The sequence below is a fragment of the Spirosoma flavum genome, from assembly GCF_042686045.1.
Lineage (GTDB): Bacteria > Bacteroidota > Bacteroidia > Cytophagales > Spirosomataceae > Spirosoma > Spirosoma flavum.
The window spans coordinates 1-14,298 of record NZ_JBHUOM010000007.1 but is presented as its reverse complement, the minus strand read 5'-3'; the positions used below and the strand labels follow the sequence as shown (position 1 = coordinate 14,298).

The 14,298-nt window shown below is 39.8% G+C and carries 3 protein-coding genes; all 3 read right to left on the bottom strand.

Annotated features, from left to right (window positions below):
- Positions 1-11 precede the first annotated feature (11 nt).
- Positions 12-5,210 (bottom strand): amino acid adenylation domain-containing protein, encoded by a 5,199-nt coding sequence (locus tag ACFS25_RS13435; protein ID WP_381501474.1) that lies wholly within the window; start codon positions 5,208-5,210, stop codon positions 12-14.
- Between the two features lie 14 nt (positions 5,211-5,224).
- Complete coding sequence (locus ACFS25_RS13430; RefSeq protein ID WP_381501470.1) at positions 5,225-12,121, bottom strand: amino acid adenylation domain-containing protein; 6,897 nt, start codon at positions 12,119-12,121, stop codon at positions 5,225-5,227.
- 1,281 nt (positions 12,122-13,402) lie between these two features.
- Positions 13,403-14,298 (bottom strand): PA14 domain-containing protein (locus ACFS25_RS13425; protein ID WP_381501467.1); only part of this gene is annotated, 896 nt, incomplete at its 5' end.

Here is a 14,298-nt window from a genome sequence, read left to right as displayed (position 1 = left end):
AACCTCCGAGGTTAGCAATTATCCAGAACTCTTTGTAAAACTTGGGCAAATTCTTTACCGTTTGAATTAGTAAACAAACTATTATGATCGCCTGGAACCTCATGTACTTTAATGCCTTTCAAAGCGAACGGCTTCCAGCCCAGAAATTCGAAATCTTGTACATAGTAACTGCGTTTTTTAGCACGGAATAAATCGATACTTACCTGCTGAGGTACCAACCGGTACTTACGGGCCGCTATCTGATTTGTTTCATGCACTTTGTAATAATTATTATAAAACACTTTATGGCGGTCTTCATTATATCGAATTTTTCGATACATCTGATTCAGTCTGCGTTTTAGTGACTCTCGTTTAGAAATTATAGTCTCTCGGGGACTTTCTTTCAGTAGGGTTAAAAGGTATAACCTTTCTTTCAACAGAGACAGAGAGTTAATCCATATTTTGTTTAGCCACGGATCGAAGTAATTTGACTGATAAGCATAGGAATCAAACATGGCCAATAACTTCACTTCTTTACCTCTTTCCAGTAGCCTTTTACTCATTTCATAGGCTATTATCCCACCAAACGAGAAACCAGCCAACGCATAAGGACCATCCGGATTTTTTGCCATGATTGCCTCAATATAATAGGAAGCAATATCTTCGATATTATCGAACGGCTCATCTTCACTGTTGATTCCTTTCGCCTGTAGGCCAAAAACAGGTTGATCAGGATCCATATTCACAGCTAGTGTGTTGAATAATAATACATGCAAACCCGCTCCATGTACTATATAGAGAGGCATTTTTGTTCCTTGTGGTTTTATAGGAACAAGCGAATCCCAAACGATGGACTGGCCATCCATTTCTAAGGCTAATGATAATTTTTCTACCGTTGGATATTCGAACAATGTTGATAGCGGCATATGCTTACCCGTTTTCTTTTCCAGACGGGTCATAATCTGTACGGCAATCAGCGAGTGTCCGCCTAACTCAAAGAAATTGTCAAATACACTTATTTTTTCGAGTTTCAGGCACTCTACCCATATATCTGCTACTACCTTTTCTACATTCGTTCGCGGCCCCGTAAACCCGATTCGGCTTTCTACCCCGTTTGGCCTTGGTTCCGGCAAAGCCTTCCTATCGATTTTACCGTTGGGTGTTATGGGCAACTTGGCTAAAATGATGAAGTCGTTAGGGACCATATAGTCAGGAAGCTGTAGTCGAATCTGTTGCTTCCACACCTGAATTTGCTCTTGAGGAACAACCATATCAGGTTTGAAGGGGTCGTTAATAAAATCACTCAGCAATGAATTTTCTATCGAAACTGATCTTGGCTTGGCGGGAATTTTCTTGCTGAGCTTGCCAGGGATAAAAACAACATCCAGGAAATTATCGCTGCCATCACCAGACCAGCGTACGTGAGTGGAAAAGTTGTGTTTTTCCCCTAATGACCACAATTGTTTGGGGTCAACGCTGGATGCAGTAGAACCCATCTTTCGTCTCGCGTCTACCAGTAACGCATCACCGCTTAGATTGTCTATAGTCTGAAGCAGATTATAGTCTTGTGCTGTGCGGTTGTTGAAGATGTTTTTTACCTGAAATACACACTGCGATTTCTCTAACAGATCCTGCTCAAGGCGTTCAAGTGTGTAGTCGGGCGTCCAGTCAATAACGATATCAGCAGAAACGACTTCGGGCGAATGTCCGATATACAACCATACATCATAGTGATATTTAGTCGTTTCGTTAAGGTATTTGCCTTCTCGAAGTTGAATATTGACAGCCGAAATTGCTGGTATATAATGCGGGAGTAAATAGAAAAAAGTTGGATCTGCTACCAGTTCATCTTCAATGAGTACTCTTTTGTTAATAATCTTTTTAAAGTCTGCTACTGTATTCTCCTCTGACGAACGTTGAAACTGATCGAACGTATGGTGCATCCTCAGGGTGCTTTTTCCCTGCATATCCCCTATAAAAATGCACCCTCCCTGGTCTACGGCTTTAACGGCTTGCTCAATTACACGTAATAAGTAAGCCATATCGGGAAAATATTGAGCCACACTGTGTACCAGTACCATATCCAGAGAGGATTCCGGAACTATACTGAAATCATCAGCCTGCGCAATAGCTGTGGTAACATTCGTCCACTTGGCCGCGTCTGCCTGTAATTTTTCCTGTAACTTTTTGATGCCGGATTGAGAGTAATCTGTACCAATGTAGTGTGTTGCATGAGGAGCAAGTGCGAAAAGTAATTGACCATCTCCGCAACCAACCTCCATAATTCGCTTCGGCTTTAAATTTTCTATTCTTTTGATCGATTGTTGCGCCCAATCATCAATTTCGAGTTTTATGTCTTTGTGATCACTCAGTTGCTCAGCAATAGTCATCCCCGTATTATAAATCACGTTCCATCGTTCTTGCCAGCTGGACGTTTTATCCTCAGCTACAATTGATTCGGGAACTACGTAAGCAACCAGCCGCTGATCGCCGGGATTATCTTCACGAGCCACAACAGCCGCTTCTTTAATATACTTAATTGTGCTTAATACATTTTCTATCTCTCCAAGCTCAATACGATGGCCTCTAATTTTTACTTGCTGATCAATACGCCCCAGACACTGTATTTCACCGTTTTCCAGAAATTTACCCAGATCACCCGTGCGGTACATTGTGCTTTTCTGCAACTTGTCGAAAGGATTTTTGACGAACTTTTCACTAGTCAATTCCTGCCGGTTCAAGTATCCGCGAGCTACTCCATCACCCGCAATGCATAACTCACCAACTATACCTTCAGCTACGGGCTTCAAAAATTCATCGAGTATAAAAAGTTGGGTATTGTTGATGGGCCTGCCAATCGTTATTAATTCATTCTTACTAATTTTTTTTACAGTCGACCAAATGGTTGTTTCCGTTGGGCCATAAACATTCCACAACTCATCACATTTAGCCGTAAGTTTTTCTGCCAAATCGTTCGAAAGAGCCTCTCCGCCACACAGGACTTTTAAGGCCAGCGGTTCGTCCCAACCTGAATCGAACATAATTCGCCAGGTAGAGGGCGTTGCCTGCATGATACTTACTTTTTTAGCCTTAATAAGTTTAAGTAACGCATGCCCATCCCGGGCAGTTGTAGCATCAGCCAATAAGATCGTAGCCCCCGCGACCAATGGCAAGTACAACTCAAGGCCAGCTATGTCAAATGATGTTGTGGTTATTGCCAGCAACACATCGTTCTGGCTGATACCTGGCTCTTTCAGCATACTCCACAGAAAGTTCACCAGATTATGATGTTCTATTAATACGCCTTTAGGTTTACCCGTCGAACCTGACGTATACAATAGGTAAGCCAGATCATCGCCCGTAACCAAGCTGTCAGGTTTATCTTTAGCATAAACAATTGATTCTTCCAGTACATTTTCAATCAAGATTTCTTCAGCTTGACTGTGTAGGTGCTTACTATATTTTTTAGATGTGATAAGCATTTTGGCAGACGAGTCAGCCAGCATAAATGTCAGACGATCTTGCGGATAGTCTGGATCAAGAGGTAAGTATGCCGCTCCTGCTTTGAGTGTCGCCAACATTGCAATCAACATGTCTGGCGACCGATCTAATGCTATGCCTATAATATCGCCAACCTTAATTCCTTTTTGTATTAAATAATTGGCGATCTGGTTAGCCGTTTCATTCAGTAGTTGATAACTTAGTTCCTGACTATTAAAAACTAAAGCTGTTCTATTCGGATACTTAGCAGCTGTTCGAGCAATTAATTCATGCAAGGGTATATGTCGAGGATAGTCAACTTGCGTATCATTCCATTGAATTAGTTTTTCACTCAAATTGGTTTCAGAAATAAATTTTATATCACCAATTAAAATGGAAGGGTCGACAACAAGAGTTTTTAGAATGTTTTCAAACTCAGCCATCATTTGATAAATTGTCTCTGCTTTGAACAGGTTTGTGTTATAGGCCCATTCTAAGGTCAAAGATTTTTCGGATCCAGTGGCGTTGAGGAATAATTCAAAATTTTCGAACTCTTTAGGATGGCTCGCCAAATGATGGGTAAGGCCATAAAAATTAACCCCATCATTCATTCCCATGTCTATGTTAAAAACAACGGAAACGAGAGGTGACCTTGACAAATCTCTGGGAATATTCAGCTTTCTGAATAAATTACTAAATGTCAATCGTTGATGCTCGTGCGCATCAAAAACCGATTGTCGGCAATTTTTTAAGAAATCAGAAAACCTAAACTGTTTTTCAAGATGGCTTCGTATTGGTAACAGATTTACACAGTGACCTACCAATCGCTTGTTGCCAGTTGCTGATTGCCCGGCTGTGGGTAAACCTATTATAATATCTTCTTGGCCGGATAACCGATGCATTAATACGTCAAAAGCGGACATTAATGTAGTTACAAAGCTGCAACCAGCTTTTAAACCCATTTTTTTGACCGCCATAACCAAGTCACCATCCAGCGTATAATCTATACGTTTACTGTTAAATGTACGGAGTGCAGGTCGTGGAAAATCCGTTGGAAGGTCAAAAATTGGAACGTTCTCTTTGTATTTGTTAACCCAGAACTCCTCGGTTTTATAATATTCATCACTCTCAGAAAACTGAAATTGTTCCTCAGCATACTGCGCAAAAGATGGCGCTTCAGGTAAATTGAGCGTAATACCTTGTGCATAGCCTGAATATAATGCACTTAGGTCTTGTAGCATAACGCCCATTGACCAGCCATCACGAGTGCTATGATGAGTCGTTAAAATTAAATAATGTTCTTTGTCCGACAGTTTGAATAAACTAACCCTAAATAAAGGCCCTTGCGCTAGGTTAAATACATGTAAGGCATCCTGCTTTATATAATCCGCCAATAGTAGTTCTTTTTCGTCAGTTTCTTTGGCAGAAACATCTTGATAAGTTATATCAATCAGTAATTCTTTCAGTATAAAGATGTGTTCACCATTGGCACTGAATACCGATCGCAAGGCTTCATGACGACGAACCAGTGCTTGTATTGCCTGCTCCATAGCAAGCCTGTCCAAGACTCCTGTGAACCGTAACGAATTTGATAAATTATAGGCTCGGTTCGCATCATCACCACCTAATAGACAAGCTGTCCATATTTCCATTTGTGGCTCGATAGATGGTGCAACACGCACGATTTCTGGCCCGGCAAAAGGATCAAATTCAGCAACCTTAACGTTTGGGATAGTAAAATTTTCAATCATATCGTTTACTTTAATTAGATCTGTACATATTTACCTGGTTGCTCTGGATCTGAAATGAACCAGGCGGGATTTCCTTCTCTGTCTCTACCCAATTTAGCGCCAACTCTTGGGGGTTCGCTAAAGGCGTAAGAGCGATCAGATTTTGCTTCCGGAAGCGTAACTTTTGCACTGCTTTTAAAAAAATCTACATCAATCATTTCCTGTAAACTCTCAGAAAATAACTTAATCACTAAGTCTATTTCTGCATCAGTATGTGCTTCAGTTATAAAACACGGAAAACCATCCCAGATATGAATGCCTTTTTCCCGCATTAATGTAAAAAGCAACTCGCTGTATGGTACTTCTTCTTTGGGTTTAATTTTCCACAGTGAACCAAACTGGGCAACAAAAAAAGGAATCTGAAGCCGGTCAAATTCTGCGTTTAATGTGCTGGCAACTCGCTGAGCTTTATCAGTAAGTGATTTCTGTAGACCAGGTCCTAACTCTTTCAAATGTAATAATGACGCTTTAGCCGCTGCGAGTGCCAGGGGATGGCGAACAAAAGTACCAGCAAAATAAGTAACCCCTTTTTCGGGAAAGGAAGTGTCACCATACTGCCAGGAACCACCATCAAGGGCATCCATGTATTCTTTATTGCCAGCAATTACCCCAATTGGTAATCCACCACCAATTACTTTACCGTAGGAGGCTAAGTCGGCTTTGATACCAAACAGTGCTTGTGTACCTCCAGGATGCATTCTGAAACCGGTAATTACTTCATCAAAAATCAAGGCAACACCTGTGTCAGCAGTAATTGTCCGAACCTGTTTTAAAAAGTCAATCGGTACAAACTCTGGTCGGCGACTTTGCACCGGTTCTACTAATACGGCCGCTAACTCATGTGCTCTTTCTTTAATAATCCTTATACTTTCATCCGTGCCATAATCCAGAATTAACATGTTCTGCACAGACTCTGGCAGAATACCCGGTGCGGCTGGGTACGATTTTAATTTTTTTGTTCCTCGTACAATTACTTCATCAATAATTCCGTGATATGATCCTGAAAAAGCAACAATAAGCGATTTGCCAGTTACTGTACGGGCAACTCGCATAGCACCTAATACCGCTTCTGATCCTGTACTACATAAAGCAGCCCGATCGAAGCTAGTAAAGTCACAAATTAATCTGCTTACCTCGCCAGCCAATTCATGTTGAGGACCAATTTCAAATCCGTTTTCAATCTGATTATATAGGGCATCTTTTATAAAATCAGGTTGAAAACCGAACATGTTGGAGCCAAAACCATTAAGCATATCAATGTATTCGTTTCCATCAACATCCCACAAACGGCTACCCTTCGATTTGTTAATTACAATTGGGTAGACAAGCTCTTTGGTAAGTGGTTTGAATCCTGAAACGACCCGAGGATCGGCCATGTAAGCGCGATGTTGTTGTGTATAATTTTTGCTGCCGCCTGTTTTTTGGTTATAGCGATTAGTGAGCTGCTGAAGGAAAATCTTCTGCTTAGAATTTAATTCCGTAATCTGCCGCTCAATACGAGCGCTTGCGCCAAAAGGTTTCTTAAGTTCGATCTCTTCTTCTGGCGTTAGCTCCGACGTTATTAGTGGAATAACTTTACTGTTCGTAGTTGCCGGAGTTACCATTAATGGCAGAGCCTGAGGCTGGCTACCATCTTGCATTAGTGCAACCTGTTTTGACAGGATTTGCAGTTGTTGGGCCATCAAGTCTAACACAGAAGTAGCATTGGATTGCCCTAATGTATTACTTTGACGGGTGTGTGATTCTACTTGTTGATTTACTGGTTGAAAAATTGACTTTTGTGCATAAACTTCGGCTGGTAAACTACTATCTAAATAATCAGCAAGCGCATCAAGTGTAGCGTATTCTTCGTTCAATTGCCTGAAGGTAATTGGCAAATTGAATTCTTTTTTTAAAATTAGCGATACCTGAGTAAGTAATAGAGAATCTAGTCCGATTTCCAAAAAATTCATGTCAGGCGTTATATTTTCCATCTCAATGCCGGATGCATCTTCCAGCATTTCTTTAATCTTCATAATTAAAACATCTTTTCGCATATTCATTGGGTGAGGATAATTTTGAGTAGTGTGGCTACCTAGTGGTTCTAGCTCTACTGGATTTGTCAACGGATAGCTAACTTTCGGTACCTGTTTTATCGGCTCCACCCAGTAGCGCTTTTTATCAAAAGCATATGTTGGTAAATTTAATTTGACTCTATTTTGATTCGCGTAGAAAGTTTCCCAGTCTGGTTCTAGGCCGTTTTGCCAAGTTTGCCCAAGTGTTTTTAAAATTGATTCGTAGTCAGTTTTCTCCCCTTTTTTGTCTAACGTAGTCAAAATGTTTGCCTGCCTGGAACCTGCTTGCTGGCGAGCAAACGTTGCCGTTACACTGCCGGGTCCAACCTCTATTAAAAGTGGCTGATTCAGTTTAAATATAGATTCCAGTGCATCAGAAAAGCGCACGGTCAAGCGTAAATGCTTGGCCCAATAATTGGGATCTGTAGCTTGAGTATCAGTCAGCCAGGTACCACTTACGGTTGATATTATAGGTATCTGGGGACGATTTAGAAGGACCTGGTCAACAATTTTTTTGAACTCAGAAACAACCGGTTCCATCATAACAGAGTGAAATGCATGACTCGTTGACAAAATCCGATTGGGTATTCCTCTTGCATCTAACACGCTGGCAAAAGAGGCAATGTCTTCATCATGACCGGCTACTACACATAATTTATGGCTATTTACGGCGGCAATTGACAAAGGCTCTGGCATGAGTGCACTGATCTTTTCGGCTTCCATTCTCACTGAAAGCATGCTGCCACGAGGGAGTTCGCTCACTAAGCGGCCACGAATAGCAATCAGTTTTAACGCATCTGCCAACGTAAATACACCTGCTAAGTGAGCCGCTATAAACTCACCAATACTATGCCCACAAACTATTGACGGTTTGATTCCCCAACTCATCCACAACTTGGCTAAAGCGTACTCGGTAACAAATAATGCTGGTTGAGTAAACTGCGTATTTTTTAAGCGCTCTTCAGTCCCCCAATTGGCATCGTCAGGATAAATAATTGCGCGTATGTCTACGTCTAAATACTCATTTAGCAGTTCAGCACATTCATTAACAGCTTGCCGATATAGAGGCTCGTTTTCGTATAGTTCACGCCCCATATTAAGGTACTGCGAGCCTTGACCAGGAAACATAAAAACTACATCACCTACTATTTCCTTTGTTGTTTTTGCTTTAATTGACGATTTATTATTTGTAAGAATTTTTTTTGCTAGTTCATCAGCCGTGACCGCTACCAAAAATCGACGATTATTGAAATCTGCCCGGGTCGTTTGTAGTGTAAAAGCGATATTAGCCAGATCAACTTCAGGATTCTGTTGAATATAGTTAGCTAGACGTTGCGCATATGTATCACAGCTAACAGCTGATTTTGCTGACCAGGTAATGAGTTGAACTTTTCTGCTTTGCTCTGGAGTTAAATCAGGTGTTTCGTTCTCAAATTCTTCTACTATTACGTGAACATTGGTTCCTCCCACGCCAAATGAACTAACCCCTGCTCTTCTTATAGTTTCTGATTTCCACTCCTTCAATAAGGTGTTGACATAGAAAGGACTATTTTTAAAATCAATATTAGGGTTTGACTCTTTGTAAAATAAGGATGGTGGAATTTGCTTATGATGCAAACTCAAAACAGTTTTTATAAATCCGGCAACACCAGCAGCTGTTACCAAATGTCCCATATTACTTTTAATAGAACCTAAAGCACAAAACTGTTTCTTTTCGTGTAATCCGAATGCTTTTTTTAATCCTTCTATTTCTATTGGATCACCTAACGGTGTGGCCGTGCCATGTGCTTCAATATATGAAATAGAAGCAGGGTCTACGCCCGCATTATCTATAGCCATTTTTATAGCACCAGCTTGTCCGTCTGAACTTGGAGCCATTAAACTTGCTTTACCTCCACCATCATTATTTACTCCAACACCCTTAATTACCGCATAAATAATATCCCCATCTTCTTCTGCCTGCTTCCTGCTTTTCAATAATACGACCCCGGCTCCGTCACTAAATATTGTTCCCTTTGCCTCAGCATCAAATGGCCTGCAGTGTCCATCATTACTCAACATGGCACCCTCCTGATATAGATGACCGCTATTAACAGGTGCCGTGATAACCGCTCCTCCGGCCAGAGCCATATCACATTGGCCTTTTCGAATACTTTCAACCGCTTGCGCGATTGCTAACAAAGATGTAGAACAGGCAGATTGCACTGTTACAGCAGGTCCTTTTAAATTCAATGCATAAGCTGTACGTAAAGAAATATAATCCTTATCATTATACGTCATTACTTGTAGAAATCCAGATTTATCAATTAACTCGGCATTAGAGGCAACATTGTTCAGGTAATAGGTATTAAATCGGCAACCGGCAAAAACGCCAATAGTACCTTTATACTTTTCTGAGACATATCCGGTATATTCTAACGCTTCCCAAGCGATTTCTAAAAAAATACGTTGCTGCGGATCCATTAATTCCGCCATTTTTGGATTGATGCCGAAGAAAGAGGCATCAAATTCGTCTACTTTGTCAATTACACCTCGCGCCTTTACGTAATTCGAATCGGTCTTTGTACTTTCCGGTATATTGGAATCTAATTCCTGATCGGAAAAAAACCTAATTGTCTCTTTTCCATTCTTTAATACGTCCCAAAGTTCATTTATGGTATTTGCACCCGGAAAACGTCCAGCCATACCAATCACTGCAACTTCATGAATTGACTGGTATGGCACCTTTTGTTGTGAGGTAGAATCCGGTTTATTCTCATCCTTTTCACTTAAAAACTGTGAAATTCCTTTAACTGTAGCATATTGATATACTTTAGCGACTGGTAAATGATAATTATACATCTCTTTTAAAGTCGCCACCGTTTTTATAGCCAACAAGGAATTACCCCCTAGTTCGAAAAAATTATCATTTATGCCTATTTTATCGAATTGTAATAATGATGCCCAGAAATCAGCAACTTGTTTTTCTACACTTGTTTGGGGTGCTCTATACAATGTAGACAATTCAGGTCTTTTCGACGATAGATCTGGTAGCAGTTTTTTATTTATTTTACCGTTGTTATTTAATGGTAAGAAATCTAATCGCACTAGTCGGGACGGCAACATATGTTCTGGCAACGTATTCTTTAGATATACTATAATATCTGTTATATCAAGCTCCATCTTGGGGACTATATAAGCGATAAGTTGCTTACTTCCAGTCTGATCTTCTTTCGCTATTACCACGCACTGATCTACCGATGAATGTTGACCAAGAATACTTTCAACCTCACCTAATTCTATACGGTATCCTCTGATTTTTACCTGATCATCTATTCTACCTAAATACTCTATATTTCCGTCTGGTAGCCATTTGGCTAAATCTCCGGTCTTGTATAGACGTGAATCTGTTTCACTAAACGGATTTTGTATGAATTTATCGGCCGTCAGCTTAGTACTATTTAAATAGCCTCTTGCTAATTGTATTCCGCCAATATGCAGTTCACCTGTCACACCTACCGGAACGGCATTATTAAATTCATCCAGAATATATAGTTGAGTATTGGGCAAGGCTTTGCCTATCGGCAGCTGTTTCGTATAGTGTTTTTCTCGATCGTAAAAATGATAGCTTGTATTTACAGTAGCTTCCGTTGGTCCGTATTTGTTGAAGAAGCTAACGTATTGACTCCACTGCTCTGCAAGCTCAACGGGACACGACTCTCCCCCTGAGCAAATTCGCTTTAATTTTGGGTATAATCGAGGCTTTATACTTTTTAAAAAGGAAGGAGTAGCTTGGATGTGGGTAATCTCCATTTTTTCGATTACAGTATCCAGCTTTACAGGATCTAATTGGTCGTCTTTAGAAATTAATACTAAGCAGGCTCCACTTATAAGCGGAACAAAAATTTGCTCAACTGACGCATCAAACGTGTAATTGGCTATTAATAGCTGTCTATCCGTAACATTAAAATCGAAAATCGTTGAATAGTTACTAATTTCATTGGCTACAGATTGGTGTTCAATCATTACACCTTTAGGTTGACCCGTCGAACCTGACGTATAAATTATATAAGCCAGATTATGAGGGGCTAAAGAAGTTTGGACTGCTTCTAGTGATTCCGTTGAAATTAGGCTCCAATCACGATCTATATATACTATTTTTTTTTCTTCCTCTTGGCTCATTAATGACGTATATGAGCGAGAATCGGTAACTATTAAATGGCCATTCGTGTCTGACAGTATGTACTTTATTCGATCTTTAGGATATTCCGGATCAATAGGTACATAGGCTCCCCCTGCTTTTAATATTCCTATTATTCCGATGATCATCTCAAGCGAGCGATTCATGATAATAGGAACTAACGTCTCCTCCTTTACACCATGTTTTCTTAAATAATTGGCTATTTGATTAGATCTTGTATCTAAATCCCGATAAGTTAATACTTCATCCTTAAATAGCACCGCGGTATCATCAGGTGTTTTTTCTACCTGTAATGAGAATAAGCCAGTAATCGTTTTGTTTTTTGAATAGACAACGGAAGAAATGCCAGTATCCTGGAATTCAAGTTTTGGCAACGAATGTTTATCAATTTCTCCATTAGCTATTTTAGGAAACTCACTCATCCATATAAAGTAGGAGGGGATTACACAATTAGGCAGCTCTTGTTCAATGGCAGCCCGTATGTCCGTAACCTTGCTTTTTACACCGCTCGCAATTAAATAGGCAACTAGTGTTGCGTAGCCTGGAAGACTTTCATATGTCACCACAACAGCTTGTTGTACGCTTTCTTGTTTTAATAAGGCAACCTCAATTGCCTTCGCATCATTTACAGTCCTCATTAGATATTAAGTTTCTTAATTATCCGTTGACATATTTACTATCCCTTACCTACATTCTTTATAAAATAATACACACTATCGTACTATAGTTTTGGCATTAAAAACCAGTTAAAAACAAATGATCCTTTGAAAAAAGATTGCAGATATCTTAAACTGACTTACAAATAGCATTACTGCTAAACATGGTATCTACGAAATCATCTAGTGATATCTACTAAGACCAGTTTGAATTTATTATAATATTTTTTATAAGTATTACAAAGAATGACATATACAATATAAAGTAGATGTACAATACAAAGTGAATAAGGTTTTAACTTAATTCCTGATCTATATCCGAAATATTATAAATAATTTCCTCTTACAAAAATCACTTTTAACAACACGGATTTACATCAATTATATTGAGTAACTTTATGTTTTCGTTTTAATAATTGTATAAACAAAAATATATGCTAATCATAAGTAATCCTTTTAATTGTATACACAGTAAGCCGCTTTAAGGATAAATCGAAAAGAATCTTTATTGAACGGTCTATAATTGGTTTTTTTTACAAACATAAATTATTTTGTTTTTTGAAAAAAAAACGTAGGCATCCTTTCACAAATCGCTCATTATAGTTCGCAAATGGAATTACTTTAAATGATCATTTAGGAAATATTTGATAACTCGGTGTTATTATTTATTACAAAATGTTAACAATAAGTTTTTGTTTAATTTAAGTTTATAGTTATAAGAAAACATATAATCATGTGTTTTTTCAGATTTTCAGCCAATATATAGTGTTAAATACACAAGTAATCTGAATCTATTGTACTGGCTAATACTAGTTAGCGCACAAACAAAGTAACTGGCATCAGTTCTAATACAGATCAATTTCTTACTTGCCAAACCAACTAGCTAATGAAACAAGCTGTCTTGTTTTAGTCATTTATTGACGGTAAAAAAGATATCTCTTCCTTGTTATATAGGGCTACGACTAAGAAAAAATGGCCTTCATCAAGCCAAGATACCGAATGTTGACCGGCTGTCGGTTTGGTTTATCACGTTAACTTATTTGTCATTAGCCTATTTTGGCTACTTTATTTATCAATACATTGTAGTTTATAGCCTGCCCTAACCGTATTGATCTAAGAGGACAGGCTACCTTGACGACCACAGTAAAAAGACCGAAAGACGAAAGACACGATACTCAATTTCATTAAGTATCATTAAATTAAAAAAAGTAACAACTTGTATGAAAGACAAGCTGTTACTTTCAAAGAATGCTAAAGTGCTTATTAGGGAATAATAAGCACTTTACGACTTAAGCGCTGTTGACCCTGAGTTAGCGTAAGTATATAACTACCCTGACTTAACTGATCGACCGCTACCTTAATAAGGTTTTCACCAGATACAAGCTGGGAAGGCACTTGCAATACTGGCTGAGCCGCACTATTAATCAATTGTACAAGAGCCTCCCCGGCCTTCTCCGCGTAGTAACGTATCCAAATGTGCCCTCGGGCGGGTACAGGATAAATTTGCGTAAGAAAGGGATCCGCAGATTCTTCCTTGCTGATAGCGCCTATCCGTTGGCTGGATGTTGACGAAGGATACAATCTGGTTTTGGGGATTATTTGCTGTGATTGACCTGGATATGACCACAACAGTCTAGCCACTGCTCCATATCCATTTTCGTAGTATTCCATTCGGATATTGTACCGCTGACCGGCCGTTAGGGTAAGTGGCGTTCCGTCATTAGTTGTTGGCCCATGGTCAGTCCAATTATCTACAACCAGAGTACCGTTGACCCAAAGCCGTACACCGTCGTCAGAACTGGTGCTAAAGGTGTATGTACCAGTTGTAGGAGCTTCAACCTGACCTAACCACCGTGCAGAGAAACCGTCTGTATTGATCGTGCCGGGAGCAGGAGAGTCATATCCCCAATCAAAGTCCACTGTAGCATCTGTACGAGTTAGTTGAGCGGGTGCCGTTAGTGTTGTATTGTTGAAGTAATCCGCCCGAAGGCCAGTCCCACTATTAGTCGTAATTACGGAGACATCTACTCGTTTGAGGCTAGCATCGGGGATGAGCTGTTTGCTCAGGTTGGGCCCACTGTAACTGACACTCAGAGCCTGCCCCCCACCCGATTGGAAGTAATCTACCCGCATGGCATGTACCCCGGCCTTCAGGCCAA

Excerpts from the sequence above, each read along its gene's own strand:
- ACFS25_RS13435 (WP_381501474.1), bottom strand. The coding sequence starts at position 5,210 with ATGATTGAAAATTTTACTATCCCAAACGTTAAGGTTGCTGAATTTGAT.
- ACFS25_RS13430 (WP_381501470.1), bottom strand. The coding sequence starts at position 12,121 with ATGAGGACTGTAAATGATGCGAAGGCAATTGAGGTTGCCTTATTAAAA.